Origin of the sequence: Micromonospora fluostatini (genome assembly GCF_050410825.1) — a bacterium.
In the GTDB taxonomy this organism is placed as follows: domain Bacteria; phylum Actinomycetota; class Actinomycetes; order Mycobacteriales; family Micromonosporaceae; genus Micromonospora; species Micromonospora rosaria.
The window spans coordinates 6,540,172-6,566,527 of record NZ_CP191251.1; the positions used below are offsets into that span (position 1 = coordinate 6,540,172).

Sequence of the window (26,356 nt, forward strand, 5' to 3'; positions counted from 1 at the left end):
GGTGCGGCTCGGTGACGCTGGCCACGTCGGATCACTCCCAGCGGAACAGCTTCGCGGCGACCGTGCCGGCGAGCACGGCGATGACCGCCATTATGACCAGGGGAAGTACCCGGGGGGCAGTGCCCGTCCAGGCGTCCAGCAGGGCCTGCACCCCGGGCGGCGTCCAGTCGCCGATCCGGACCAGGAACTCCGGCAGCAGGAACCGGGGCAGGTAGACCCCGCCGAAGAACATGGTCAGCATGAACAGCGGTACGGACATCGCCTGCGCCGCCTTGGCGGTCCGGGCCAGCGCCGCGACCAGCAGGCCCACCGCGAGCAGCGCCCCGGTGCCGAGGACGAAGGCCACCGCGAAACCCGGCGCGTGCTCCGGGAACGGCACCCCGAAGGCGAGCCGGGCGACCACGACGAGCGCGACCGCGCCGACCATCATCGCGGCCAGGGTGACCAGGAGTTGGGCGATCAGCAGCGCCGCCGGGCTCGCCGGGGTGGTCGCCAGCCGGCGCAGCATGCCGCGCTCCCGGTAGGTGGCCAGGGTGGCCGGCAGGGCGGTCAGCCCGGTCACCGCCAGCGTCATGACCAGCAGGGAGGGCGCGAAGTAGCTGACGAAGGTCTGCCCGTCGAAGTCCGGGCTCGGCTCCCGCAGGGCCGGGATCGCCCCGAGGACGACCAGGATCAGCACCGGCAGCCCGACCACGGTCAGGACCGTCGGCCAGTCCCGCAGGTAGAGCTTCGCCTCGGTCTTGAGGATCTGCCCGAAGGCGTGCATCGTCTCTCTCCTCACTCGGCGGGCCGGTGCCCGGTCAGCTCGACGAAGGCGTCGTCGAGGGTGGACTGCTCGACCCGCAGGTCGGCGGCGACGATCTGGTTGCGGGCGAGTACCGAGGTGACCGCGTGCAGCACGTCCCCGGTGCCGGTGACCACCAGGTGACTGCCGGTGCGCTGCACCGAGACGACCTCGGGCAGGTCGGTGAGGAGCCGGTCGTCGAGCGGGGCCGAGGGGCGGAACCGGACCCGCTGCTCCGGCGCCACCGTCGCGACCAGGCCGGCCGGGGTGTCCAGGGCCACCACCCGACCGGAGTCGATCACGGCCACCCGGTCGCAGAGCCGCTCGGCCTCCTCCATGAAGTGGGTGACCAGCACGATCGTCACCCCCCGGTCGCGGACCCGTTCGATCAGCCCCCAGGTCTCCCGGCGGGCCTGCGGGTCCAGGCCGGTGGTCAGCTCGTCGAGGATGGCGATCTTCGGGTTGCCGACCAGGGCCAGCGCGATGGAGAGCCGCTGTTTCTGCCCGCCGGAGAGCTTCTTGTACGGGGTGTCCCGCTTCGCCCCGAGCCCCAGCTCCTCGATGAGCCGGTCCGGGTCGGCCGGGTTCCGGTAGAACGACGCGTACAGCTGGAGGGCCTCGGCGACCCGGAGCCGGTCCGGTAGCTGGCTCTCCTGCAACTGCACCCCGACCTGCTGCCGGAGCCGGTCGGCGTCCCGGCGGGGGTCGGCCCCGAGGACCGACACCCCGCCCCCGTCCGGTACGCGCAGGCCGGCGACGCACTCCACCGTGGTGGTCTTGCCGGCCCCGTTGGGACCGAGTACACCGAAGACCTCCCCGGTGGCCACGCTGAACGACACATCCTGTACCGCGACCAGGTCGCCGTACCTCTTGTGCAGGTTGGTCACCTCGATGACCGGTGTCGCCACGTCGCCTCCCCGCGCTCGTTGCCGTACCTGGATCCAGGGTCCCGGTCGTGGCCCGGGCGCGGATCGACCGCCCGGCGGCCCCGCGCACCGGCCGGGGTTGACCCCGCCGGTCCACCAACTGGTTGATCCGGCGTCCACCGCCGCCCCGGCGGCCGGCGCGGCCGGCGCCTCCCCGGTGGCCGGTGGCCACTAGGCTCGCCGTTCGTGAACGCACCCAGGATCGCCGCGCCGGTCGCCAGTACCGTCCGCCGCTTCCTCACCGGGGTCGGCCTGCTGCTGCGGGGGCTCGGCCTCTACGTCCGCAGCCCCGGGCTGATGCTGCTCGGGATCGTCCCCGCGCTGATCACCGCCACGCTCTTCGGCGCGGCCTTCTTCGCTCTGGTGTACTTCGTCGACGACTGGACGGCGCTGGTCACCCCGTTCGCCGACGACTGGTCGGACACCGCCCGCGCCGTGACCCGGGTGATCGCCGGGATCGCCCTGCTGGCGCTGGCCGGCCTGGTCGGGGTGGTCAGCTTCACGGCGGTGACGCTGGTCGTCGGTGACCCGTTCTACGAGAAGATCTCCGAGAAGGTGGAGGACCGCTTCGGCGGTACGCCGGACGCGGTGGAGGTGCCGTTCTGGCCGTCGCTGCGGCGCAGCACCGCCGACTCGCTGCGCCTGGTGGCCCTGTCGGTGCCGATCGGTCTCGGTCTCTTCGTCGCCGGGTTCGTGCCGGTCCTGGGCCAGCTCGTCGTCCCGGTGATCGGGGCGCTGATCGGTGGCTGGCTGCTCGCGGTGGAACTGGTCGGCGCCCCCTTCTACCGGCGCGGCAAGGGGCTGGCGGAGCGCCGGGCGGTGCTGAAGGCGGACCGGCCCACCGCGCTCGGCTTCGGGGTGGCGGTCTTCCTCTGTTTCCTGATCCCGCTCGGCGCGGTGCTGGTGATGCCGGCCGCCGTGGCCGGCGCCGCCCTGCTCACCCGTCGCAGCCTCGGCCAGCCCATCACCACCGGACGCTAGGTGAGGTCGCGCAGGACCGACCAGTGGGTGGCCACCGGGCGGTAGCCGAGCCGGGTGTTGATCGCCAGCATCGGCGCGTTCGCCTCGTCGTTGGAGGTGTACGCCGCCCGGATGCCGGTGGCCGCCGCCCGGTGCAGGGCGGCCTGCTTGGCCAGCCGGGCCAGGCCCCGCCCCCGGTACGGCGGCACGGTCGCGGTGTAGTCCGACCACATCCGGTCGCCGTCGCGCTGCACCAGGCTGAACGCGGCCAGCTCGCCGTCGACCGTGACGGCGGTGCTGACCTGGCGGTCCAGTCCCGGGTCCGTCCAGACGTCGTACCGCCAGAACTCGTACGTCATCCCGTTGCTGGGCACGTCGCCGGGTACGTCCCCGGCGGTCGCCTCGTCGGCCTGGTACAGCCGGTACGGGTCCAGCTCGGCGACGGGAAGCAACGCCACGCCGGCGCCGACGGCGGGGTCCGGTGGCACCGGTCGCAGGTCGAGGCCGGAGTAGCGCACCGGACGGCTCGGGGTGAAGCCGTGCCGCTCGGCGAAGGGCAGCGCCTCGGGCAGCGACCAGGCCCGGATCCGGGGTACGCCCAGCGTGGTGAGGTGGGCGAGAGCCCCCTCCAGCAGCGCGCTGCCGACCCCCTGCCGACGTCGGTCCGGGTGCACGTCCAGCACCGACATCTCGCCGCCGCCGCTGGACGGGTTCCGGTACGCCGAGACCCAGCCGACGACCTCGCCGGCCACCTCGGCGACCAGGGCGGCCCGGTCCATGCCGGGCGGCGGGTCGACGATCGTGCGCCGGGTCGCCTCGACCCCGCGTACCAGATAGGGATGGACCGCCGCCCGGAGCGCGACCACGGCGGGCGCGTCCGCCGGCCGGACCTCCCGGACCAGGACCGGCGGCCCGCTCCCGGCGGGCCCGGCCGGCATCTCAGGCCCCCGTGCCGACGGCGGCGACCGCCTCGACCTCGACGAGCTGGTCGTCGTACCCGAGGACGGCCACGCCGAGCAGGGTGCTGGGCGGCTCGTGGTCGCCGAAGGCGTCCCGGACCACCTGCCAGACCGCCACCAGGTCGGCCTGCTCGGACGACGCCACGTAGACGGTGGTCTTGACCACGTCGGTCAGACGGGCGCCGGCCGCCGCCAGCGCGGTCGCCAGGTTGGCCATCACCTGGCGGGCCTGCGCGACGGGATCGCCCGGGGCGACCGTGGCGCCGTCGGCGTCCAGCGGGCAGGCCCCGGCGGTGAACACCAGCCGGGCCGGCGGGGCGACCGTGGCCGCGTAGGCGTACTCGGTGTCGGCCAGGTCGGGGACGCGCAGCAGCGTGACGGGCTCCGGCATGCCCGGCACGCTAGCGGGCCTGCCCACCCGCCGCGACGGAATAAGCGCGCCCCCGCCCGCTCGCCGCCCGCCCCGCTCGCCGGCTCCAGGTGTGAGGAAGGGGCCCTTCCTCTACAAAAAGCGTTAACAGGGGGCCCCTCCTTACGCGGAGTCGCGGCGGACGAGGTCGGTGGGGAGGATGACGGAGGGCTCGACGGGCTCCCCGGCGGCGTGCCGCAGCAGCAGCCGGGTCATCACCCGGCCGATCTCCAGGATCGGCTGCCGGACGGTGGTCAGCGGCGGATCGGTGTACGCGGACGAGGGGATGTCGTCGAAGCCGACCACCGCCACGTCCTCCGGCACCCGCCGCCCCGCCGCGCGGAGGGTACGCAGGGCGGCGTGCGCCATCAGGTCGGAGGCGGCGAAGACGGCGTCCAGGTCGGGGTACCGGTCGAGCAGGTCACGCATGGCCGCCGCCCCGGAGTCGCGGGTGAAGTCGCCGTACCCGATCAGGGCCGGCAGCCCGGCGGCGGTGACCGTGTCCCGGTACCCGGCGAGCCGGTCGATCCCGGCGACCATGTCCTGCGGCCCGGCGATGGTGGCGATCCGCCGCCGCCCCGAGTCGATCAGGTACGCCACCGCCCGGGACACCCCGCCGGCGTGGTCCACGTCCACGTACGGCACGGCGCCCTCGCCGAGCGGCCGACCGCTGCACACCACCGGCAGGCCGAGGCCGGCGAGGGTGCCGGGGAGCGGGTCGGCGCCGTGCAGCGAGGCGAAGAGCACCCCGTCGACGTGCCGCCCGGTGGTGTACCGCCGGACCCGGGCGTGCCCGGCCGGCGAGCCGGCGAGCATCAGCACGAGCTGCTTGTCGGCGGCCTCCAGTTCCCGGCTGACGCCCCGGATGATGCCGGGGAAGAAGTGGTCGTCGGAGAAGACCCGGGTGGCCGCCTCGGGCAGCACCAGGGCGATCGAGTCGGTCCGGTGGGTGACCAGGCTACGGGCGGCGAGGTTCGGCACGTACCCCAGCTCGGCCACGGCCCGCCGGACCGCCTCCTGGATCGGGCCGGCGACCGTGGTCGAGCCGTTGACCACGCGGGACACGGTGGCCCGGGACACCCCGGCCCGCCGGGCCACCTCCTCCAACGTCGGGCGCTGCGCCATGGTCACCGATGATCGCACCCGGGTCACAGCCCGTTGCGCGCGATCACCCCCTGGTACCACCGGGCGCTGTCCTTCGGGGTGCGGCGCTGCGTGGTGTAGTCGACGTGGACGATGCCGAACCGCTTGCGGTACCCCTCGCCCCACTCGAAGTTGTCCAGCAGCGACCAGACCAGGTAACCACGCAGGTCGACCCCCTGTCTGATCGCCTCGTGGGCGGCCCGCAGGTGCCCGTCGAGGTACCCGATCCGGTCGGCGTCGGTCACCGGATCGGGGAAGGCCGCGCCGTTCTCGGTGATCATCAGGGGCAGGCCGGGGTGCTCGGCGGCGAGCCGGACCAGCAGTCGGGTCAGCCCGGCCGGCTCGATCTGCCAGCCCATGTCGGTGACCGGCTCGGCCGGCGGCAGGAAGTGCACCGCCCCGTCGGTGCCCGGGTACGACCCGCCGCCACCGGCCCCGTCCGGGCGGCCGGCGACGTACGTGGGCGCGTAGTAGTTGATCCCGAGCAGGTCGAGCGGGGCGGCGATCAGCTTCTCGTCGCCGTCCCGGATGAACGTCGGCTCCACCAGCCGGGCCAGGTGCTCCAGCACGTCGGCGGGGTACCCGGCGCCGGTGAGCGGGTCGAGGAAGATCCGGTTCTGCAGACCGTCGACCAGGCGTACCGCCGCGGCGTCGGCGGCGCTGTCCGGGTCGGCGGGCTGCACCTCGCACGGGTTGAGGGTGATGCTGACCGTCCGCGCCCCGGCCGCCCGCAGCGCCCGCGCGGCCAGCCCGTGCGCCAGCAGGAGGTGGTGCACGGCGGCGAAGGCCGCGCCCGGGTCCTGCTCGCCGGGGGCGTGCACACCGTTGCCGTACCCCAGGAAGGCCGAGCACCACGGCTCGTTGAGGGTGGTCCAGACGTCCACCCGGTCGCCGAGACGGCCGTACACCGCCGTGGCGTACGCGGCGAAGTGCTCGGCGGTCTCCCGCGCGGTCCAGCCGCCCCGGTCACCGAGGCTCTGCGGCAGGTCCCAGTGGTACAGGGTGACGACCGGGTCGATGCCGTGGGCCAGCAGCGCGTCGGTGAGCCGGTCGTAGAAGTCCAGGCCGCGCGGGTTGACCGGGCCGGTGCCGTCCGGCTGGATCCGGGGCCAGGCCACCGAGAACCGGTACGCCCTCAGCCCCAGTTCGGCCATCAGGGCCACGTCGTCGGCGTACCGGTGGTAGTGGTCGCAGGCGACGTCCCCGGTGTGCCCGGCGAAGACCTTCCCCGGCGTACGGCTGAAGGTGTCCCAGATGGACGGGCCGCGCCCGTCCTCCCGGGCCGCGCCCTCGATCTGGTACGCGGCCGTGGCCGCGCCCCAGACGAAGGTCTCCGGAAACCGCAGTTCGCTCATCCGGTGCGCAGGCCGGGCAGGAGGGTGCCGTCGCCGGTCACCGCGAGGGTGTCGAAGGCGACCCGCCCCCAGAGCGCCAGCAGCAGGTCGCTCGCGGTGCCGGAGACCTGCACCCGGGCGTGGTGGTCGTCGTGGTCGAGGATGGTGTCGGTGTCCAGCAGGGCCACCCCCTCGCCGCGCAGCCGCAGGTACCACTCCTGGGCGGCGTCGGTGGCGGCCAGGTGGACCACCCCGCGCCACTGCCCGGCGGCGGTCCGGCGGCCGGCGGGCAGCCAGGTGTCGAGCACCTCGCTGACCCCGTCGCCGGCGAGCTTCGCCTCGATCGGTTCCCCGGCGGCGATGGCGAGCTGGGCGTCCCAGCGGTGCACCGCCGTCTCGTGCGCCATCCGGCGGATCCAGAAGCCGGCCTTCTTCGGCTGCGGGGCCCAGTTCCAGGCCGGGGCCTCCGGGTCCAGGCCGTCGAAGAGGGTCATGAGCTGGTCGTACGTGTGCTGCCAGAACTGGAGCGGGCTCGTCCCCGGCGGCAGTTCGGTCTCCTCCCGGCGGGCCGGCGCGCTGTTCTCGCCGGAGCCGGCGAAGCCGTGCACCCACTGGTAGAGGCCGGCGAGGTGGAGGGTGAGGTCGGAGACCGTCCAGCCGGGACAGGAGAGGACCGGTGTCTCGGGAGGGGCTTCCGCGACGGCGGCGGCGAACGTCGGGCCCTCGGCCCGGAGCGCCCCGATCCAGAAGTCCTTCGTGCCGTGCAGTCTGCTCATCGCGTCCTCCTGGGCGACCGGGCCACCAGTGGGTGCCACGGCTCCTCTTCAGCCTAGGGTGAAAGGCGTGTCCGACGTTAGTGCCCAGCCGACCACCGAAATCCAACCCGCCGACGCAACTTCGTTGGCGAAATTCACCACGCTGTGCCTCGGTGGGGCGGCGGGACGGCTCGTGACCGCCGCCAGCTCCGATCAAATGGTACAAAAGGTGCAGGAAGCGCAGGGGCGGGACGAGCCGGTACTCATTCTCGCCGGCGGCAGCAACGTGGTCGTCGGCGACGAGGGATTCGCCGGCACCGTCGTCCTGGTCCGCTCCCGGGGCGTCCGGGTGCTCACCGAGGACGCCGAGACGGTCACCGTCCGGGTCGAGGCCGGCGAGCCCTGGGACGACCTGGTCGCCACCACCGTCGCCAACGGCTGGTCCGGGCTGGAGTGCCTCTCCGGCATCCCCGGCTCCACCGGCGCCACCCCGATCCAGAACGTCGGCGCGTACGGCCAGGAGGTCGCCGAGACCATCACCGGCGTGCAGGTGTACGACCGCCGGGAGAACAGCCTCGACCGGATCGCCGCCGCCGACTGCGGGTTCGCGTACCGGTCCAGCATCTTCAAGTACAGCGACCGCTGGGCGGTCCTCTCGGTCGACTTCCGGCTGGCCCGCTCACCGCTCTCCGGCCCGGTCCGCTACGCCGAGCTGGCCCGTACCCTCGGGGTGGCCCCCGGCGACCGGGTGCCCCTGGCCGACGCCCGGGAGACCGTGCTGCGGCTGCGCGCCGGCAAGGGCATGGTCCTCGACCCGACGGACCCGGACACCCGCTCGGTCGGCTCGTTCTTCACCAACCCGGTCCTCGACCAGGCCGCGTACGACCTGTTCCTCCAGCGCGCCGAGGAGTTCGGCGAGCCGCCCGCCTGGCCCGGCGCGGGAGACGTGGTGAAGCTCAGCGCGGCCTGGCTGATCGACCGGGCCGGCTTCGGCAAGGGGTACCCGGGCCCGAACGGCGCGGCCATCTCCAGCAAGCACACCCTCGCCCTGACCAACCACAGCGGTACCGCCCGGACCGCCGACCTGGTCGCCCTGGCCCGGGAGATCCGCGACGGCGTCCACGCCCGCTTCGGCGTCACCCTGCACCCCGAGCCCGTCCTCATCAACTGCGCGGTCTGACCCGTCCCCGCCCTGCCTCTTTCCCGGCCCCCCGCCGGGGGCGGGTCAGGACGGGGCCACGGCGGACCAGGGGACGGTGACCTCGCCGAGGCGCCAGCGGGCGGGGCGGTCCAGGACCGGCCAGCCGGCCGCCCGGACCGCGTCGACGGTGTGCAGCCAGCGTTGGCGGGGGCCGAAGGGGGCGTACCCGGCGGCGGCGTGCCAGGCGGTGTCGAGGGCCCGGAGCAGGTCGTGTACCCGTTCTCCGGGCACGTTGCGGTGGATCAGCGCTTTGGGCAGCCGTTCGGCGAAGCGGGCCGGCGACTCCAGGGTGCCCAGCCGGGCGGCCAGGGTCAGGGTACGGGGACCGGTGGCGTCGACGAGCAGCCATCCGCCGAGCCGGCCCAGCTCGTCGCAGGTGCCCTCGACCAGGCGTCCACCGGGGGCCAGCGCGTCGGTCATCGCCCGCCAGGCGGCGGGTACCTCGTCCTCGGTGTACTGGCGCAGCACGTTGAAGGCGCGGACCAGGCAGGGCCGGAGCCCGGCCAGCTCGAAACCGCCCCGGGCGAAGGTCAGGCCGGGTGGCTCGGCGGCCGGCTCGGCGGCGGCGACGCGGACCGGGTCGATCTCCAGCCCGACCAGCCGGACGTCGGCACGGACCCGGGCGGCCAGCCGGGCGCGCAACTCGACCGCGGTGGTCGGGGTGGCGCCGTAACCGAGGTCCACCACCAGGGGATCGGCCGCCGCGCGCAGGGTCTCCCCGCAGGTCGCCACGATCCAGTTGTCCACCCGGCGGAGCCGGTTCGGGTTGGTCGTGCCCCGGGTGACCACCCCCACCGGACGACCGCCCGGCCCCGGGGCGCCGCCGCGACGGCGGGATTCCACCTCAACCGACCCGGTGCACCTTGTGCTGGGCGGCCTGGGCCAACGGGCGGACCACCAGCCGGTCCACGTTGACGTGCGGCGGGCGGGTGGCGCACCAGGCGATGCAGTCGGCCACGTCGTCGGCGACCAGCGGCTCGGGTACCCCGGCGTAGACGGCGGCGGCCTTGTCGGCGTCGCCGCCGAACCGGACCAGGCTGAACTCGTCCGTGTGGACCATGCCGGGGTCGATCTCGACCACCCGGACCGGCCGGCCGCACAGTTCCAGCCGCAGGGTGCCGGCCACCGCCGTCTGGGCGTGCTTGGCGGCGGTGTAGCCGCCCCCGCCCTCGTACACGGTGAAGGCGGCGGTGGAGCCGACGATCACGATGGTGCCGGCGCCGGACGCCTCCAGCGCCGGCAGCAGCGCCTGGGTGACCCGCAGCGTGCCGAGCACGTTGGTGTCGTACATCCACTGCCAGTCGCGGACCGAGCCGGACTCGACCGGGTCGAGCCCCCGGGCGCCGCCGGCGTTGTTCACCAGGAGGGTGACCGGCCCGGGGGCGCGTGCGGCGGCGTCGGCCAGCCCGGCCACCGACTCGTCCGAGGTGACGTCGCAGGCGACGGCGGTGGCCGCGCCCCCGGCCGCGGTGACCTGCTCGACCAGCTCCGCCAGCCGGTCGGTCCGGCGGGCGGCGGCGAGCACGTGGAAGCCCTCGGTGGCCAGGCGGCGGGCGGTGGCCGCGCCGATTCCGCTGGAGGCGCCGGTGACGATCGCGACGGGAGTCATCGGGTCATTCTGCTCCGCCGCCGGCCGGGACACCGACGGTGGGGACCGGACGTGTCGATGAGGTCCGTCACGCCCGGGGGTCGCCCCGGCGAATCACCGTGGGCGGACCGGGAAGATGAACGTGAGCGTGGACGTTGTCCGAACAGCGCCGGTCGACGCGGACGGCATCGAACCGTGACAGAAGGAGCGGACGTGGCGGAGATGCACACCGGCGTCGGTCGTCAGCGTGGAGCACAGCCGTGGCCCCGGCCCCGCCGGATAGCCACCGTCTCGGTGCACACCTCACCCCTGCACCAGCCGGGCACCGGGGACGCCGGGGGGATGAACGTCTACATCCTGGAGGTCGCCCGCCGGTTGGCCGAGGCCGACGTCGAGGTGGAGATCTTCACCCGGGCCACCTCCGGCGACCTGCCCCGGGTGGTCGAGGTCGCTCCCGGCGTGCAGGTCCGGCACATCACCGCCGGCCCGCTGGAGGGGCTGACCAAGGAGGAGCTGCCGGGCCAGCTCTGCGCGTTCACCGCCGGGGTGCTCCGGGCCGAGGCGGCCCGCGCGCCGGGGTACTACGACCTCATCCACTCGCACTACTGGCTCTCCGGGCAGGTCGGCTGGCTGGCCCGGGACCGCTGGGGGGTGCCGTTGGTGCACTCCGCGCACACCCTGGCCAAGGTGAAGAACGCCCGGCTCGCCGCCGGTGACCGGCCCGAGCCCAAGGCCCGGGTGATCGGCGAGGAGCAGGTGGTCGCCGAGGCCGACCGGCTGGTCGCCAACACCCGGGTCGAGGCCCGTGACCTGATCAGCCGGTACGACGCCGATCCGGACCGGGTCACCGTGGTCCAGCCCGGCGTCGACCTGGACCGGTTCCGCCCCGCCGGTGGCGACCGGGACGCGGCCGTCCACGCCGCCCGCCGCCGGCTCGGCCTGCCGACCACGGGGTACGTGGTGGCGTTCGTCGGCCGGATCCAGCCGCTGAAGGCCCCGGACGTGCTGATCCGGGCGGTGGCCGCGCTGCGGGAGCGCGATCCGGTGCTCGCCGACGAGTTGACCGTGGTCGTCGTGGGCGGCCCGAGCGGCAGTGGGCTGGACCGCCCCACCGCGTTGATCGAGCTGGCCGCCTCCCTCGGCGTCGCCGACCGGGTGCGGTTCCTGCCGCCGCAGACCGGTGACGACCTGCCGGCCGTGTACCGGGCCGCCGACCTGGTCGCGGTGCCGTCGTACAACGAGTCGTTCGGCCTGGTCGCCCTGGAGGCGCAGGCGTGCGGTACGCCGGTGCTGGCCGCCGCCGTGGGCGGACTGGTCACCGCCGTCCGCGACCAGGGCAGCGGGGTGCTGATCGACGGGCACCACCCGGACGACTGGGCCGCCGCGCTCTGCCGGCTGCTGCCGGACCGGGACCGCCGGGCCGTGCTGAGCCGGGGCGCGGAACGGCACGCCCGCAACTTCTCCTGGCACCGCACCGCCGCCGGGCTGCTCGCGGTGTACGGCGCGACGATCGCCGAGCACCGGGCCCGGCTCACCGCCCGGCTGGCCGCCGACCCGGCGCTCTCCTGCTCCTGGTGAGCTTGTCGACCCGCTGGTGAGCTGTCGACCCGCTGGTGAGCTGTCGACCCGCTGGTGGGCGGCCGACTCCCTGGTGGGCTGCCCCGGCCCCGTGAGTGCCGCCGGCGGTGACTCGCCGGCCCGGTCCCGGGTCGACGCGGCCGTACAGTGGGTTGGATGAGCGCGAAGAGCGAGGTTGCCGCCCTGATCGAGTCGGTCTGCGTCGAGCGGGACCTGGCCTGGGAGCCGACCGGCCCCGGGGCGTACGCGGTCACCCTGCCCGGCACGCACAAGCTCAAGACGATCTGCAACCTGATCGTCGGCGAGCACGCGCTGCGGGTCGAGGCGTTCGTGATGCGCCAGCCGGACGAGCGGCGCGAGGAGTTGTGGGCCTGGCTGTTGCAGCGCAACGCCCGGATGTACGGGGTCGCGTTCGCCATCGACCCGGCCGGCGACGTGTACCTGACCGGTCGGGTCAACCTGCGCGGGGTGGACGCCGACGAGCTGGACCGGCTGCTCGGCGCGGTGCTGACCTACGCCGACGAGTCGTTCGACACCATGCTGGAGATCGGCTTCGGGAGCGCGATCCGGCGGGAGTGGGAGTGGCGGGTCAAGCGGGGCGAGTCCACCGCGAACCTGGCCGCCTTCGCCCACCTCGTCGAGCCCTCGGCCGGCGGTACCGGCGGCGACCGGCCGGGGGCCTGACCTCGTCGGCGGGTGCGGGCGGCTCCCCGGGCCGGTGCCGGTCGACGTGTCGTGATCGGTGGGCGGTGCCGGGGTTCGGCGGGTTTCTGCGGGGTATGCGGCACCGCGCGGTGCGGCGTACCGGACCCACCGCGGCCGAGACGGACTGTCGAGGAGCGTGAACGCCCCATGGCTCAGCGGAACAGCTCAGGTCGCGGCGGGACCGCGACGAGGACGAAGCGGCAAGGTGGCAACCAGACCCCGGGCACCCCGGGGATCTCCGAGTCCGAGATCTCCCGGTTGCGGGTGGACGAGATCCGCGTCCGGCTCCGCCGGCAGGGGGTCTCCGGGATCTCCGCCCTGCGCAAGCCGGAACTGGTGAAGCTGCTGGCCCGGACGATGCGGTCGGGCCGGCGGGGTGGCGGTGCCGCCCGGACGAGCACCGGCCCGGCCGGGCGGGCCACGTCGACCGCCGCCCGCCGCACGACGGGTACCCCGTCGGCACGCGCGAAGGCCGCCCCGGCCCGAGCGCGCAAGGCGACCCCGGCACAGGCCCGCAAGGCCGCTCCGGCACAGGCCCGCAAGACCTCGTCGGCGCAGGCCCGCAAGGCGTCGCCGTCGGCCCGCAAGGCGTCCCCGGCGCAGGCGCGCAAGACCTCCTCGGCGGCGGCCCGGAAGACGTCTGCGGCGCCGGCCCGCAAGGCGTCGTCGGCGGGCGGCGCGACCGCCCGGAAGGCGACCGCGTCCGGTACCGCCGGGGCGTCGGGCCGGCGGACCGCGTCGGGCGGGACGACCTCCCGGTCGGTCCGGTCCTCGCAGCTCATCGCGTCGCCGGCCGACCGCCCGGAGCGTCCGGGCCGGAGCCTGGTCACCACCAACCACGAGGTGATCCAGCGCTGGGCGCGGGCGCGCAACGCGAAGCCGGCGACGATCGCGGGCACCGAGCGCAACGGCCGGCCGGGGGTGCTGACCTTCAACTTTCCCGGGTACCGGGAGAGCAGCCGGGTGCGCGAGATCACCTGGGACGACTGGTTCCGCACCTTCGACGGTCGCCGGCTCAACCTGATCTTCCAGGAGCAGATGCGCGACGGTCGGCAGAGCAACTTCTTCCGGACGGAATCCCCGCAGCGTGAGGACGCCTGAGGTGTTTGCGGGAATGTCCGACGGGTATGCGGGCGTTGTCGCCTCCGGGAGGGCCCAGCGGTGGAGGGTGATGCTGTGACCGGCGAGACAGCCGATCCCAGTTGAATTCGTAAACTGGGCGAACTAACTTTATTGCACCGCGTACCGCTCGGAAACGTTCGGGGGAGCGGCGGATCGATCAGATCCGCGCACCGAGGGTGACGCGAAGGGACAGGTGGACCAGCCCGTTGGGGGACGGCACCCCACCTGTCGGACCGGCGGCGCGAGCGGGCGACGCTTACGGGGGTGAGTGTCGCCCGCCGCCGCCGGGCACAGCAGGGAGAAACGTCCATCACGGCCACGGCCGGGGTGGACGTTCTCGTTTCCCCGGCCCGGGGTCAGCCGGCGACGGAGGTGCCGGTGCGGGTGCCCCGCGGCGTCGTCACCGTCGGATCGGTCATCGCGGCCCGCAGGCGGACGGCCCGACGTTCCCGGGCCGGCCCGGAGGCCAGGTGGGCGACGGCCAGCAGCCCGCCGAGCACGGCGCAGCCCAGCCAGAGGACGGTGTCCCCGCCGGACTGCCGGACGAGCCCACCGAGGACGGGCGAGACGGCGAAGGCGACCTGCCAGGAGAGCGAGAAGACGCCCTGGTAGCGCCCGCGCAGGTTGGTCGGGGACAACTCGGCGACCAGGGTGGCGTTGGACGGCGAGTTGAGCATCTCGCCCAGCGTCCAGATCAGCACGGTGATCCCGTAGAACCAGGCGACCTCGGCGAACGCGGTCAGCCCGAAGCCGACGCCGGTCACCACGGCGGCCAGGGCGAGCACGTGGGAGCGGCTCCGGCCCTGGATCAACCGGGGTACGAAGAGCTGCCCGAAGACGATCAGCACGCCGTTGAGGGCGATCACCGACCCGTACGTGGACGGGCTGAGCCCGGAGTCGGCCATCGCGATCGGCAGCATCGAGAGGTGTTGCAGGAAGATCAGCGCGGTGAACAGGTTCAGGGTGACGAAGAGCAGGAAGACCCGGTCGGCGAGGATGGCGCGCAACGCGCCCCGGGGCGCCGGCACGCCGGCGGTGCGGACGCCGACGGTCCGGGTCTCCCTGACCCGGGCGAAGACGATCAGCGCGGTGACCAGGGTGGTGACCGCGTTGACGGCGAACAGCAGCAGGTAGTCGGCCTCGGCGGCGAGCCCGGCGAGCACCGCCGCGCAGGCGAAACCGAGGTTGATCGCCCAGTAGTTCAGGGAGAAGGCACGGACCCGGTCCCGCTCCGGGACGACGTCGATCATCATCGCACCGAACGCCGGACGGGCCCCCTCGGCGAAGAGCCCGAGCAGCAGCGCCCCCACCGCCACCGCCCAGAGGTCCCGGGCGAGCCCGAGGGCCAGCATCATCCCGGCCGCGCCGAGGTGCGCGGTGAGCAGCGTGGGTCGCCGGCCCCACCGGTCGGCGAGCGTCCCGCCCAGCGTGGTCCCGACCGCTCCGCCGGCACCCCAGAGGCCGAGCACCAGCCCGGCCTGCAACTCGCTGAAGCCGCGTTCGGCGGTGAGGTAGATGGCGAGGAAGGCCACCACGAACGAGCCGAGCCGGTTGATCAGGGTGCCGGTCCAGAGGTACCAGAAGGTGGCGGGCAGGCCCCCGGCGGTCGCGTGCAACCAGCCCCGTACCGTCCGCATCCGGGCCCCCGCTCTACCGTAATGACTCTTAAGCTCTATGTGCCTTACGACGGTAGGTCCGGGCCCCGATCCTGGTCACCGGCTTTTCCACGTGGTGGTCGTCACCGCCACCGCCCGCGTGTCCGATCGGGGCTTCGGGCAGGATGATCGGCATGACTGCGAGCGAAGGGCCCACCGTCGGGACGCTGGTCCTGCTGCGGCACGGCGAGAGCGACTGGAACGCCAAGAACCTCTTCACCGGCTGGGTCGACGTCGACCTGACCGTCAAGGGCGAGAGCGAGGCGCGCCGCGGCGGTGAGCTGCTGCGCGAGCACGACCTGCTGCCGGACGTGGTGCACACCAGCGTGATGCGCCGGGCGATCCGCACCGCCGAGCTGGCGCTGAACGCCGCCGACCGGCACTGGATCGCGGTGCGCCGGTCGTGGCGGCTCAACGAGCGGCACTACGGCGCCCTCCAGGGCAAGAACAAGAAGCAGACCCTGGACGAGTACGGCGAGGAGCAGTTCATGCTCTGGCGCCGGTCGTACGACACCCCGCCGCCGCCGATCGACGACAACGACGAGTGGTCCCAGGTCGGCGACCCCCGGTACGCGCTGCTGCCGACCGAGCTGATGCCGCGTACCGAGTGCCTCAAGGACGTCGTCGAGCGAATGCTGCCGTACTGGTACGACTCGATCGTGCCGGACATCCTGGCCGGCCGGACGGTGCTGGTCGCCGCGCACGGCAACTCGCTGCGCGCCCTGGTCAAGCACCTGGACCAGATCAGCGACGCGGAGATCGCCAAGCTGAACATCCCGACCGGCATCCCGCTGCGCTACGACCTGGACCCCCAGCTCCGGCCGCTCACCCTGGGCGGCACGTACCTCGACCCGACCGCCGCCAAGGAGGCGGCCGCCGCCGTCGCCAACCAGGGCCGCTGAGCGTGTAAGGAAGGGCCCCCTATTAACCCATACGGTTAATAGGGGGCCCTTCCTTACACCTACTGGGCGGCGGCGGACTCGCCGGTGATCAGGTAGACGACGTGCTCGCCGGCGTTGACCGCGTGGTCGGCGAAGCGCTCGTAGAAGCGGCCCAGCAGGGTGGCGTCGATCGCCGTCTCCACCCCGTACGGCCAGTCCGCGCCGAGGACCACCCCGAAGAGCTGCTTGTGCAGGTCGTCCATGGCGTCGTCGTCCCGGTCCAGCTCGGCGGCGAGTTCGGCGTCCGGGTCGGCGAGCACCCCGGCGATCTTCTCGGCCATCCGGTCCGCCACACCGTCCATCTCGGTGAAGATCGGCCGCAGCTCCGCCGGTACGGCGGGAGAGGGGTGCCGGCGCAGCGCGGTCTTCGCCACGTGGTCGGCGAGGTCGCCCATCCGTTCCAGGTCGGCGGCGACGTGCAGCGCGGTGATCATGGCGCGCAGGTCGGAGGCGACCGGCGCCTGCCGGGCCAGCAGTTCGCAGACCCGCTCCTCGACCTCCCGGTACCGGGCGTCGATCTCGCCGTCCCCGGTGATGACCGCCTCGGCGGCCCGGCGGTCGGCGGTCAGCAGGGCCCGGGTGGCCTGCCGCATGGCGGCCCGGACCTGGTGGGCCATCTCCACCAGCAGGTGGCTGACGGTCGCCAGGTCGGCGTGGAACTCGTTGCGCATGGTCACGTCCCGTCGGTCGGTGTCGCCGGGCGGGAGCCGGCGGGGGTGGTCGAGGTGCGCCGACCACCGTAGGCCGAGGTGCCCGGGACGGGGCGGTACCTCGATGAACGAGGCACGGCCGAGCGGTGAACAGTTCCGGAAGTGAGCGTGATTCGCCCCTTATCTGAGGGTCGCTCGGTGAACAATGACCCTACGATCGCCAGGTGGAGTGGGCGGTACCGTTCGCGGTGGCCACCGGCCTGATGGTCGGCCTGGCTGCCGGGTTCCTGCTGCCCAGGATGGTGTCGGCGCTGCGTCGGCGCTCCGCGTCGGGCGGAGCCGACGGACCCGGCCCGACCGTTCGGTCCGCGCCGGGTGGACCGACCTTCGGCAGGGGGAGGCCCGCGATAGCCGACGACCAGCAGGCCGAGGTGTCCGGGCTTGGCCGCAAGACGATCGACTCGCTGCGTGCCGGGGTCGTGGTGCTCGGGCCCGACGACGTTCCGGTACTGGTCAACCCGGCCGCCCGGGCGATGGGCCTGCTGCGTACCGGTCCCCGCCCCGGCTCCATCGCCGCCCACCCGTTGATCCGTACCCTGGCCGGGCAGGTGCGGCGCACGGGCGTGCGCCGCGAGATCGAGCTGGACCTGCCCCGGGGCCGCGACAACGCCGGCCCGGACCCGCTCGGTGTGCACCTGCGGGCGATGGGGATCGGTGGCGGCTTCATCGCCGTGGAGGCGGCCGACGTCACCGAGTCGCACCGGCTGGCCCGGGTCCGCCGGGACTTCGTGGCCAACGTCAGCCACGAGTTGAAGACCCCGATCGGCGCGCTGCAACTGCTCGCCGAGGCGCTGCTGGACGCCACCGAACCGGCCGGCGGGGGCTCACCCGACCTCTCCGAGGACCTGGTCGCCGCGCGCCGGTTCGCCGAGCGGATCCAGCACGAGTCGACCCGGCTGGGTCGTCTGGTGCAGGAGTTGCTGGAGCTGACCCGGCTCCAGGGCGCCGAGCCGCAGCCCGCCCCGGAGCCGGTGACGGTGGACTGGGTCCTCGCCGAGGTGCTGGACCGGACCCGGACCAGCGCCGCCGCCCGCCGGGCCGACGTCCAGGTGGCGGCGGAGACCGGCCTGACCGTGTACGGCAGCGACGCCCAGCTCGCCACCGCCGTGGCGAACCTGGTGGAGAACGCGATCAACTACTCGGCGGAGGACACCGTGGTCCGGGTGGACGCCCGCGCCGACGGCGACGACGTCCGGATCTCGGTCACCGACCAGGGCATCGGCATCGCGCCCACCGACGTCGACCGGATCTTCGAACGGTTCTACCGGGCCGACCAGGCGCGGTCCCGCTCCACCGGCGGGACCGGTCTCGGGCTGGCCATCGTCAAACACATCGCCAGCAACCATGGCGGCCGGGTGGAGGTGTCGAGCACCCTTGGTGGTGGGTCGACGTTCACCCTCCGGTTGCCTGCCCGCCCCCCGGAGGACCTGGCGGTGACACTCTCGTCGGCTGGTATCGAGCCCGGTCCGGTCGAGGTGTCGCAGGCCTGACCCGCTTGGCCGCCGCCGGTCCGACCGGCCGGGGTACGGCAGGTCCGACCGGCCGGGGTACGGCAGGTCCGAACAGCAACGAAAGGAAACCCGTGAGTCGCGTACTGGTGGTCGAGGACGAGGAGTCGTTCTCCGACGCCCTGTCGTACATGCTCCGCAAGGAGGGCTTCGACGTCTCCGTCGCCGCGACGGGCACCTCCGCCCTCACCGAGTTCGACCGGACCGGCGCCGACATCGTGCTGCTCGACCTGATGCTGCCCGAGATGTCGGGTACCGAGGTCTGCCGGCAGCTACGGCAGCGGTCGCACGTACCGATCATCATGGTCACCGCCCGGGACAGCGAGATCGACAAGGTGGTCGGCCTGGAGATCGGGGCCGACGACTACGTGACCAAGCCGTACTCGCCCCGGGAACTGGTGGCCCGGATCCGGGCGGTGCTGCGCCGGCAGACCAGCGAGACGACCGAGTCCGGCACCCCGACGCTCGCCGCCGGGCCGGTCCGGATGGACATCGAGCGGCACGTGGTCACCGTCGACGGTGGCGCGGTGCAGTTGCCGCTCAAGGAGTTCGAGCTGCTGGAGCTGCTGCTGCGCAACGCCGGCCGGGTGCTGACCCGGGGCCAGCTCATCGACCGGGTCTGGGGCGCGGACTACGTGGGGGACACCAAGACCCTCGACGTGCACGTCAAGCGGCTGCGCTCGAAGATCGAGCCGGAGCCCTCCGCGCCACGCTTCATCGTCACCGTCCGGGGCCTCGGCTACAAGTTCGAGCCGTAGGCCGCCCTGCGGACCCTGGCGCGGCCCGTCGTACCTGGCCCCGTCGTACCCCGTGCCGGGTGCTGCCGGGCAGCGGGGCCGGCGCTGCGCCGCCGGTCCCGCGCGGCTAGCCTGCTGCGGATGCGCCGCCCGTCGACCACCGTCCGCTGACCGGTGGCTCCACCCACCCGGTACCAGGTCGGGCTGCTGCTGGCACAGACCGTCGTGGTGCAGGCGGTCACCTTCATGCTCCGGCCCGCCTCGGCGTACCAGGCGTTGCAACTCGACGTGCCGGCCTCCTGGCTGGGTCTGCTCGGGGCGAGCTTCGCCGTCGCGCCGTTGGCCCTGGCGGTCCCCGCCGGCCAGGCCGTCGACCGGTACGGCGAGCGTCGTACGGCGCTGGCCGGCGCGGCCCTGCTGGCCGCCGCCGGGGTCGGGTTCGTCCTGCTCGGCGGGACGATCGCCGGGTTGGCGCTGGCCAGCGCGCTGCTCGGTACCGGTCACCTCTGCGCGGTGGTGGCCCAGCAGGCACTGGTCGCCAACGCCACCCCGGCCGGTCGGTACGACGCCGCGTTCGGCTACTACACCTTCGCCGCCAGCCTCGGCCAGGCGCTCGGCCCGGGGCTGATCGTGCTCTTCGGCGGGGACCGCCCGATCCCGGACACCCGGGCGAGCTTCCTCGGCGCCACCGTGGTCGCCCTGCCGCTGCTGGCCACCGCCGCCTTCCTGCGCCCCTCCGGGCAGCACCGCCGCGCCACCGCCGGGCGTACCGGCGGGGTGGCGGACCTGGTGCGCACCCCCGGCGTGCCGCGCGCGCTGACGGTGAGCTGCGTCGTCCTGGCCGCCGTCGACGTCACCCTGGTCTACCTGCCGGCGCTCGGGGCCGAGCGGGGCATCGCCGCCGGCACCATCGGTGTCCTGCTGGGGCTGCGCGCGGTCGCGTCGATGGTCTCCCGGCTGCTGCTCGGCCGCCTGGTCGCGGCCGTGGGGCGGCGCCGGCTGCTGATCGGTACCGTCGCGCTCTCCGCCGTCGGCCTCGGGGCGCTGCTGCCCCCGTTGCCGCTCTGGGCGATGGGGGTGGTGGTCGTCGTCGCCGGGCTGGGCCTCGGCGCGGGTCAGCCGCTGACCATGTCGTTCCTGGCCGAGTCCGCGCCACCCGGGCTGCGGGGCCGGGCGATGTCGTTGCGGCTGACCGGCAACCGGCTCGGGCAGGTGCTGATCCCCAGCACCGCGGGCTTCCTGGCCGCCGGGGCCGGCTCAGCCGGCGTGCTGGCCTGCACCGCCGTGGGCCTGGCCGGCGCCGCCTGGGTCGCCACCGGCCTGCACCACCCCGCCCGCCCACCGGCGGCTCCGCCGCCCGGTGGGCGGGCGGGGTGAGAAGGGAACCTTTCTCTACCGTAGGCGTTAAGAGGGGGCCCTTCCTTACCCGCTGGCGGGGTGCGGAGCGACTTGGCCCTGGCGGGCGCGGGCCGCGCAGAGCTCCACCAGCTTCGCGTACGCGGGCGCGCCGACCAGCGCGGTCAGCTCCGGGCCGTACGAGACGTACATCGGCTCGCTGCCCACGTGGGCGTCGGTCGACGAGGTGCACCACCAGTGCAGGTCGTGCCCACCGGCGCCCCAGCCCCGCCGGTCGAACTCGGCGAGCGTGGAGACCAGCACCTTGGTGTTGTCCGGGCGCTTGTGCCACTCCTGGTCCCGCCGGACCGGCAACTGCCAGCAGACGTCGGGCTTGTACTCCAGCGGGTGCACCCCGTCCCGCAGCGCCTGCGCGTGCAGGGCGCAGCCGCCGCCACCGGGGAAGCCCGGGTCGTTGAGGAAGACGCAGGGGCCCTCGGCGTCGCGGGTGGCGGTGCGCCGGGCCGGGTTCTTGCCGTCGATGGTGTCGTTCTCGGTCCAGTTCTTGAAGCCCCGGCGGTGGCGCTGCCAGGTCTGCGGGGTGAGCCGCTTGACCGCCGCCCGGACCCGCTTCTCGTCGTCGGCGTCGGTGAAGAACGCCCCGTGCGAGCAGCAGCCGTCGGCGGCGCGGCCGGCGACGATGCCGTGGCAGCCCTGACCGAAGACGCAGGTCCAGCGGGACAGCAGCCAGGTCAGGTCGGCCCGGACGAGGTGGTTCTCGTCGGCCGGGTCGACGAACTCGATCCACTCGCGCGGGAAGTCCAGCGGGACCTCCCGGCTGCGCGGATCCTGCGGGTCGTCCACCAGCGCCTGGATCTCAATCGTCACCGGCCCAGGGTACGCCCGGTCCCGGCTGCGGTCCGGAGAGCCGGGGAATAGGGTCTGCTGCATGCGACTGGGTGTCCTCGACGTCGGTTCCAACACGGTGCACCTGCTGGTGGTGGACGCCCACCACGGGGCGCACCCCTGGCCGGCGCACTCGGAGAAGGTGGTGCTCCGGCTCGCCGAGCAGATCGGCCCGGACGGCGCGCTCACCGAGTTCGGCGCGGAGGGGCTGGTCAAGGCGGTCGCCGGGGCCCGCGCGGCGGCGACCGGGCTGGGCGCGGAGACCCTGATCGCGTTCGCCACCTCCGCGGTCCGGGACGCCACCAACGCCGCCGAGGTGCTGGCCCGGGTCCGGGACACCACCGGGGTACGGCTGGAGGTGCTCTCCGGGGCGGACGAGGCGCGGATGACCTTCCTCGCGGTCCGGCGCTGGTTCGGCTGGTCGGCGGGGCGGCTGCTGGTGCTGGACATCGGCGGCGGGTCGCTGGAGATCGCGGCCGGGATCGACGAGGACCCGGACGCCGCGGAGTCGCTGCCACTGGGGGCGGGCCGGCTGACCCGGGACTGGCTGGGGATCGCCCCGGGCGACGCGCTGCCACCGCCGGCGGAGGCCGTCGAGCGGCTCCGGGAGCACGTCGACACGCTGCTGGACCCGGTGGTGGCGCGGATGGCCGCGGTGGGCTGGGAGCGTCCGGTGGCCACCTCGAAGACCTTCCGGACCCTGGCCCGGCTCGCCGGGGCGGCGCCCTCCGGGGCGGGGCTGTGGGCCCGCCGCCGCCTGACCCGCACCGGGGTACGGCAGGTGCTGGGCTTCGTCCGGCACATCCCCCCGGCCCAGCTTCCCGAGCTGGAGGGGGTCAGCGTCGGCCGGGCCCACCAGTTGCTGGCCGGCGCGGTGGTGGCCGAGGCGGTGATGCGGCGGCTGGGCGTGGACGCGGTGGACATCTGCCCGTGGGCGCTGCGGGAGGGCGTGATCCTGCGCCGGCTGGACCATCTCGAACCGGTGTGACCAGCGGTGACCGCGGTGTGCGCATTTGTGACTGCTCGTCACGATGCCGCAATCGGCGCGCGTTACCCTCGACGGTGTGACTTCCCGCGTCCCGGTGCTCCTGTCCACCTCCTCGGTCTTCCCGGAACGGACCGCGGCGGCCTTCCAGATGGCCGCCGCCCTCGGCTACGACGGGGTCGAGGTGATGGTCTGGACCGACGCCGTCAGCCAGGACGCCGGGGCGCTGCGCGGCCTCGCCGAGCACTACGGGGTGCCGGTGCTCTCGGTGCACGCCCCCTGCCTGCTGGTCACCCAGCGGGTGTGGAGCCCGGACCCGTGGGAGCGGCTGCGCCGGGCCGCCGAGCTGGCCGAGACGCTGGAGGCGCCGACGGTGGTGGTGCACCCGCCCTTCACCTGGCAGCGTGACTACGCCCGGACCTTCGCTGACGGGCTGGACGACATCGCCGGCCGCTTCGGTGGGCTGCGGTTCGCGGTGGAGAACATGTACCCGGTGCGGATGGCCGGCCGGCAGTTCGTCCCGTACGTCCCGGGGTGGGATCCGACCGAGACCGGGTACGCCTCGTACACCCTCGACCTGTCGCACTGCGCCGCCTCGCACACCGACGCGCTGGCGATGGCCGACCGGATGGGCGCCGGCCTGGCCCACGTGCACCTGGGCGACGGCACCGGCGAGGGGCGCGACGAGCACCTGGTGCCGGGGCGGGGCAGCCAGCCCTGCGCCGAGGTGCTGCGCTCGCTGGCCGGCCGGGGCTTCACCGGCTCGGTCGCGGTCGAGGTGACCACCCGGGGCGCGAAGAGCTGCGCCCTGCGCGAGGCCGACCTGCGCGAGGCGCTGGAGTTCGCCCGCGCCAACCTGACCGCCCCCTCCCCGGTCGACGTCTGAGCCGGGGAGCGCCGCCACGCGGCGGAGGGGCGTGGGCCGGGGCGGGTCAGCTCACCGGCGTGAGCGACGCGTCGGCCGGGGCGGCGGCCTGGTCGCTGACCGCGGCCCGCTTGCGGGCCCGGTGCGCGGCGACGTGGGAGCGGGTGGCGCAGCGCTCCGAGCAGAACCGCCGGCAGCAGTTCGACGAGGTGTCCAGGTACACGTTGCGGCAGCGGTCGTCGGCGCAGACGCCGAACCGGGCGCTGCCGTACTCGCAGAGCCAGACCGACAGCCCCCAGACCGCGCCGGCCAGGTACTCCGCGCTCACCGACGCGCCCCGGCCGGTGACGTGCATGTGCCAGTCGCTGGAGTCGTGCCCGGAGATCCGGGGCTGCACCGGGTACGCCGCCAGCAGGGTGTTCAGCTCGTTCACCGCCTCCGCGTCCCGCCCGGAGGTGCCGTACTCGAAGACGTCCCGCAGCCGTTTCTGCGCCCGCCGGAAAATCGTCAGATCCCGCTCCGCAGCCTCGTCACGCATCCAGGCGTGTTCGTCGGGGAAGAGGGCCCGCAGGGCGTCGAGGTCGTCCAGTCGCGCGTTGACCAGGTCGACACCGGTCCGGGCGTACGCGTCGAAGTCCACACCTCAACCGTAGACGACTCACGGACCACGTGGCGCGTCGATGTAGTGCGGCAGGAAGCGGGCGTAGTTGTCGGTGATCAGACCCGGACTCTCCCGGATACCGAGGCCCGCCGACTCGCCGTCGACGACCCAACTGCCCAGCACCGTCCGGCTGCCGGCGAACTCCGGCAACGGGCGGAACTCCTGGTAACAGAAACCCTCCGCGCCGTAGCCGCTCGGGTTGCTGATCTCGGTGTCGCCGGTGACGATGCGGACCGACCCGCCCTCCCGCCCGAGCAGCGGCTTCGCCACGTACTCGGTCATCCGGCGGGGGCCGTCCAGGTACGCCGGCAGCAACAGCTCGTGGCCCGGGTACAGCTCCCACAGCACGGCGAGCAGCGCCTTGTTCGACAGCAGCAGCTTCCAGGCCGGCTCGATCCAGGTGGTCGGGGTGCCCGGGTCCAGCGCCAGCGGCCCGTACGGCTCGGCGAGCATCCACTCCCAGGGGTACAGCTTGAAGCAGGTGACGACCGGCCGGTCGGCGGCGTCGACGAAGCGCCGGCCGTCCCACCCGATCCGCTGGATCGGCAGCAGGTGCACGTCGAGGCCCGCCTGCCGGGCGGTCTCGGCCAGGTAGCCGGCGGTGATCTGGTCCTCCCCGGACTCCTCCTCGCTGGACCAGACCACGTGCACCCGGGGCTCGTGCAGCCCGGCGCCGATCCGGTGCCAGGCGGCGACGAGCCGCTCGTGCAGGCTGTTCCACTGGTCCAGCTCCGGCCGGGTGTCCTCCAGCCAGAACCACTGGATGATGCCCGCCTCGACCAGCGAGGTGGGCGTGTCGGCGTTGTACTCCAGCAGCTTCGGCGGCCACGAGCCGTCGTAGCAGAGGTCGAACCGGCCGTACAGCATGGGCGGGGCCTCGCGCAGCGACCGGGCCACCGCCTCGGCCGCCCAGCCGGGGATGCCGAAGTCGGCGTACCGGTGGTGGGCCACCACGTGCTCGGCGGCGGCCACCGACATCCGGTGCAACTCCTCGGTGGCCTCCTCCAGCCGGAGCACCTCGTCGAGGTCGAAGGCGTACGCGGCGCTCTCGTCCCAGTAGGACATCACCCCGCCGCCGGGCAGCTCGGTGTCGACGTAGACCAGGCCCTGCTCCCGGACCGTGTCGTTCCAGCCGGGGCGGGGCTCGACGGCCACCCGGCGCATCTCAGCCGCCGCTGCTGCCGCAGTCGGCGAGGTAGGTGCCGAAGCCGCCACGGTCGGGCACCGTGCCGCCCGCCGGGGCCGGCCGGTCGGCGGTGCTGGCCGGGGTGTCCACGGTCGCCGGCACCTGCATGGCCAGCACGACCGTCCCCCCACCGCCGGTCGGGCCGAGCGCGCAGTCATCGTCGTCGTCGGAGGAGAGGTTGCAGCCGGAGAGGACCAGCGCCAGGGCGGTGAGGGTGCCGATCTGCACGCTGGCCGACCGGAGCCGGCGTCGAGGACGTTCTGCCACGTGCCCGTTGTAGCTGATCGGGTCAATCCCCGCTGCCCCGGGTGCGGTGGAAGGAGGGGCCCCCTATTAACGCCTACGGTAGAGAAGGGTTCCCTTCTCACCACCACGTGTTAACAAGGGGCCCTTCCTTGCACTCCGGGCGGGGTGGGCCGCCGCCGGGCGCGGGGGCGGCCGTGGGCGTTACCCTCGGCTCATGCTCCGTACCGTCATTCTCGCCGCCTCCCGGTCATCCCGGGTCGAGCGGCTCGTCGCGACGGCCCCCTTCACCCGGGACGTCGTACGCCGGTTCGTCGCCGGCGAGGGCACCGACGACGCGTTGCGCGCGACCCGCGAACTCGTCGCCGACGGGCTCGCGGTCACCCTCGACAACCTGGGCGAGGACGTGGTCACCGCCGAGCAGGCCACCGCCACCCGGGACGAGTACCTGTCCCTGCTGGGGGCGCTGCACGCCGCCGGGCTCACCCCGGCGGCCGAGGTGAGCGTCAAGCTCTCCGCGCTCGGGCAGATGATCGACGAGAAGCTGGCCTACGACAACGCGCGGGCGATCTGCCAGGCGGCCGACGCGGCGGGTACCACGGTGACTCTCGACATGGAGGACCACACCACCACCGACTCGACCCTGGACATCCTGACCAAGCTGCGCAAGGACCACCCGGGCACCGGGGCGGTGCTGCAGGCGTACCTGCGGCGGACCGAGTCGGACTGCCGTGAGCTGGCGTACGCCGGGTCCCGGGTCCGGCTCTGCAAGGGCGCGTACCGGGAGCCCGAGTCGGTGGCGTACCAGGCCGACCGGGACGTGGACCGTTCCTACGTCCGCTGCCTGAACGTGCTCATGTCCGGCGACGGGTACCCGATGCTGGCCACCCACGACCCGCGCCTGATCGCCATCGGCGAGGACCGGGCGCGGTGGTTCGACCGGGGGCCGGACCGGTTCGAGTTCCAGATGCTGTACGGCATCCGCCCGGAGGAGCAGGCCCGGCTGGCCGCCGAGGGGTACACCGTGCGCACCTACGTGCCCTACGGCGACGACTGGTACGGCTACCTGATGCGCCGGCTCGCCGAGCGCCCCGCCAACCTCGCCTTCTTCGGCCGCGCCCTGGCCTCGAAGAAGTAGCCGCCGCCGCGTACACCCCCGG

Annotated in this window: 27 protein-coding genes; 12 read left to right on the forward strand and 15 right to left on the reverse strand. The window is 73.9% G+C overall.

The annotated features are described in order from the left end of the window. Positions 1–31: 31 nt before the first annotated feature. Entirely contained in the window at positions 32–766 is a 735-nt protein-coding gene (locus ACQUFX_RS29165) for an ABC transporter permease (protein ID WP_428963393.1), read from the reverse strand. 11 nt (positions 767–777) lie between these two features. Next, positions 778–1,692, reverse strand: coding sequence for an ABC transporter ATP-binding protein (locus tag ACQUFX_RS29170; RefSeq protein ID WP_428963394.1), 915 nt, complete (start codon positions 1,690–1,692; stop codon positions 778–780). A 204-nt stretch (positions 1,693–1,896) separates the two neighbouring features. Between ACQUFX_RS29170 and ACQUFX_RS29175 the strand changes: the two genes are divergently transcribed. Then, on the forward strand, positions 1,897–2,691 hold the full coding sequence (locus ACQUFX_RS29175; RefSeq protein WP_428963395.1) for an EI24 domain-containing protein: 795 nt from the start codon (positions 1,897–1,899) through the stop codon (positions 2,689–2,691). On the opposite strand, the gene ACQUFX_RS29180 is transcribed toward ACQUFX_RS29175, so the two are convergent. From ACQUFX_RS29180 to ACQUFX_RS29200, 5 genes are all read right to left on the reverse strand, one after another. Next, positions 2,688–3,608 (reverse strand): GNAT family N-acetyltransferase, encoded by a 921-nt coding sequence (locus ACQUFX_RS29180; protein WP_428963396.1) that lies wholly within the window; start codon positions 3,606–3,608, stop codon positions 2,688–2,690. The two genes, ACQUFX_RS29175 and ACQUFX_RS29180, sit on opposite strands and share 4 nt — an antisense overlap. A gap of 1 nt (position 3,609) precedes the next feature. Then, positions 3,610–4,020: a RidA family protein gene (locus ACQUFX_RS29185; RefSeq protein WP_428963397.1), complete on the reverse strand. Its 411-nt coding sequence runs from the start codon at positions 4,018–4,020 to the stop codon at positions 3,610–3,612. A 141-nt stretch (positions 4,021–4,161) separates the two neighbouring features. After that, positions 4,162–5,169, reverse strand: a complete 1,008-nt coding sequence (locus ACQUFX_RS29190; RefSeq protein ID WP_428963398.1) for a LacI family DNA-binding transcriptional regulator — start codon at positions 5,167–5,169, stop codon at positions 4,162–4,164. 17 nt (positions 5,170–5,186) lie between these two features. Further along, the gene (locus ACQUFX_RS29195; RefSeq protein WP_428963399.1) at positions 5,187–6,536 is read right to left on the reverse strand and encodes a GH1 family beta-glucosidase; all 1,350 of its coding nucleotides are present in this window, start codon (positions 6,534–6,536) and stop codon (positions 5,187–5,189) included. Next, complete coding sequence (locus ACQUFX_RS29200) at positions 6,533–7,291, reverse strand: maleylpyruvate isomerase family mycothiol-dependent enzyme (protein WP_428963400.1); 759 nt, start codon at positions 7,289–7,291, stop codon at positions 6,533–6,535. The genes ACQUFX_RS29195 and ACQUFX_RS29200 overlap by 4 nt, the downstream gene beginning before the upstream one ends. Positions 7,292–7,358: 67 nt before the next feature. Here ACQUFX_RS29200 and ACQUFX_RS29205 point away from each other — a divergent pair, with 67 nt between their 5' ends. After that, positions 7,359–8,450, forward strand: coding sequence for a UDP-N-acetylmuramate dehydrogenase (locus ACQUFX_RS29205; RefSeq protein WP_428963401.1), 1,092 nt, complete (start codon positions 7,359–7,361; stop codon positions 8,448–8,450). A gap of 45 nt (positions 8,451–8,495) precedes the next feature. On the opposite strand, the gene ACQUFX_RS29210 is transcribed toward ACQUFX_RS29205, so the two are convergent. Next, the gene (locus ACQUFX_RS29210; protein ID WP_428963402.1) at positions 8,496–9,314 is read right to left on the reverse strand and encodes a class I SAM-dependent methyltransferase; all 819 of its coding nucleotides are present in this window, start codon (positions 9,312–9,314) and stop codon (positions 8,496–8,498) included. A gap of 1 nt (position 9,315) precedes the next feature. Beyond that, a complete protein-coding gene (locus tag ACQUFX_RS29215; protein ID WP_428963403.1) occupies positions 9,316–10,080 on the reverse strand; it encodes an SDR family NAD(P)-dependent oxidoreductase in 765 nt (254 codons plus the stop codon). Positions 10,081–10,272: 192 nt separating this feature from the next. On the opposite strand from ACQUFX_RS29215, the gene mshA reads away from it, so the two are divergent. The 3 genes from mshA to ACQUFX_RS29230 all read left to right on the forward strand — a co-directional run bounded on the left by mshA (position 10,273) and on the right by ACQUFX_RS29230 (position 13,443). Next, positions 10,273–11,637, forward strand: coding sequence for a D-inositol-3-phosphate glycosyltransferase (mshA, locus tag ACQUFX_RS29220; RefSeq protein WP_428963404.1), 1,365 nt, complete (start codon positions 10,273–10,275; stop codon positions 11,635–11,637). Between the two features lie 156 nt (positions 11,638–11,793). After that, a complete protein-coding gene (locus ACQUFX_RS29225; RefSeq protein WP_428963405.1) occupies positions 11,794–12,321 on the forward strand; it encodes a type III secretion system chaperone family protein in 528 nt (175 codons plus the stop codon). A gap of 168 nt (positions 12,322–12,489) precedes the next feature. After that, entirely contained in the window at positions 12,490–13,443 is a 954-nt protein-coding gene (locus ACQUFX_RS29230; RefSeq protein ID WP_428963406.1) for a hypothetical protein, read from the forward strand. A gap of 377 nt (positions 13,444–13,820) precedes the next feature. Here ACQUFX_RS29230 and ACQUFX_RS29235 read toward each other — a convergent pair whose 3' ends face one another. Further along, positions 13,821–15,101, reverse strand: a complete 1,281-nt coding sequence (locus ACQUFX_RS29235; protein ID WP_428963407.1) for an MDR family MFS transporter — start codon at positions 15,099–15,101, stop codon at positions 13,821–13,823. Positions 15,102–15,253: 152 nt separating this feature from the next. On the opposite strand from ACQUFX_RS29235, the gene ACQUFX_RS29240 reads away from it, so the two are divergent. Beyond that, entirely contained in the window at positions 15,254–16,021 is a 768-nt protein-coding gene (locus tag ACQUFX_RS29240; protein ID WP_428963408.1) for a phosphoglyceromutase, read from the forward strand. 59 nt (positions 16,022–16,080) lie between these two features. On the opposite strand, the gene phoU is transcribed toward ACQUFX_RS29240, so the two are convergent. After that, on the reverse strand, positions 16,081–16,731 hold the full coding sequence (gene phoU / locus ACQUFX_RS29245; RefSeq protein ID WP_428967116.1) for a phosphate signaling complex protein PhoU: 651 nt from the start codon (positions 16,729–16,731) through the stop codon (positions 16,081–16,083). Positions 16,732–16,973: 242 nt separating this feature from the next. Here phoU and ACQUFX_RS29250 point away from each other — a divergent pair, with 242 nt between their 5' ends. The 3 genes from ACQUFX_RS29250 (at position 16,974) to ACQUFX_RS29260 (ending at position 20,392) form a co-directional block, all read left to right on the forward strand. Further along, entirely contained in the window at positions 16,974–18,260 is a 1,287-nt protein-coding gene (locus tag ACQUFX_RS29250; protein WP_428967117.1) for a sensor histidine kinase, read from the forward strand. Positions 18,261–18,352: 92 nt separating this feature from the next. Continuing rightward, positions 18,353–19,036: a response regulator transcription factor gene (locus ACQUFX_RS29255; protein ID WP_067367601.1), complete on the forward strand. Its 684-nt coding sequence runs from the start codon at positions 18,353–18,355 to the stop codon at positions 19,034–19,036. Positions 19,037–19,189: 153 nt separating this feature from the next. Further along, a complete protein-coding gene (locus ACQUFX_RS29260) occupies positions 19,190–20,392 on the forward strand; it encodes an MFS transporter (RefSeq protein WP_428963409.1) in 1,203 nt (400 codons plus the stop codon). A gap of 45 nt (positions 20,393–20,437) precedes the next feature. Here the strand turns inward: ACQUFX_RS29260 and ACQUFX_RS29265 are convergent, their stop codons facing one another. Next, positions 20,438–21,232: a hypothetical protein gene (locus tag ACQUFX_RS29265; RefSeq protein WP_428967118.1), complete on the reverse strand. Its 795-nt coding sequence runs from the start codon at positions 21,230–21,232 to the stop codon at positions 20,438–20,440. A 67-nt stretch (positions 21,233–21,299) separates the two neighbouring features. On the opposite strand from ACQUFX_RS29265, the gene ACQUFX_RS29270 reads away from it, so the two are divergent. Together ACQUFX_RS29270 and ACQUFX_RS29275 are read left to right on the forward strand one after the other, a co-directional pair. Further along, positions 21,300–22,244 (forward strand): Ppx/GppA phosphatase family protein, encoded by a 945-nt coding sequence (locus ACQUFX_RS29270; protein WP_428963410.1) that lies wholly within the window; start codon positions 21,300–21,302, stop codon positions 22,242–22,244. 76 nt (positions 22,245–22,320) lie between these two features. Then, entirely contained in the window at positions 22,321–23,127 is an 807-nt protein-coding gene (locus ACQUFX_RS29275; protein WP_428963411.1) for a sugar phosphate isomerase/epimerase family protein, read from the forward strand. Positions 23,128–23,173: 46 nt separating this feature from the next. On the opposite strand, the gene ACQUFX_RS29280 is transcribed toward ACQUFX_RS29275, so the two are convergent. Genes ACQUFX_RS29280 through ACQUFX_RS29290 form a run of 3 tightly spaced genes read right to left on the reverse strand, consistent with a single transcriptional unit; the run spans position 23,174 to position 25,220 of the window. Further along, positions 23,174–23,746 (reverse strand): CGNR zinc finger domain-containing protein, encoded by a 573-nt coding sequence (locus ACQUFX_RS29280; RefSeq protein ID WP_428963412.1) that lies wholly within the window; start codon positions 23,744–23,746, stop codon positions 23,174–23,176. 18 nt (positions 23,747–23,764) lie between these two features. Then, a complete protein-coding gene (locus ACQUFX_RS29285; RefSeq protein ID WP_428963413.1) occupies positions 23,765–24,931 on the reverse strand; it encodes a glutathionylspermidine synthase family protein in 1,167 nt (388 codons plus the stop codon). 1 nt (position 24,932) lies between these two features. Beyond that, positions 24,933–25,220: a hypothetical protein gene (locus tag ACQUFX_RS29290; RefSeq protein WP_428963414.1), complete on the reverse strand. Its 288-nt coding sequence runs from the start codon at positions 25,218–25,220 to the stop codon at positions 24,933–24,935. A gap of 193 nt (positions 25,221–25,413) precedes the next feature. Between ACQUFX_RS29290 and ACQUFX_RS29295 the strand changes: the two genes are divergently transcribed. Next, complete coding sequence (locus ACQUFX_RS29295) at positions 25,414–26,334, forward strand: proline dehydrogenase family protein (protein WP_428963415.1); 921 nt, start codon at positions 25,414–25,416, stop codon at positions 26,332–26,334. Positions 26,335–26,356: the final 22 nt, after the last annotated feature.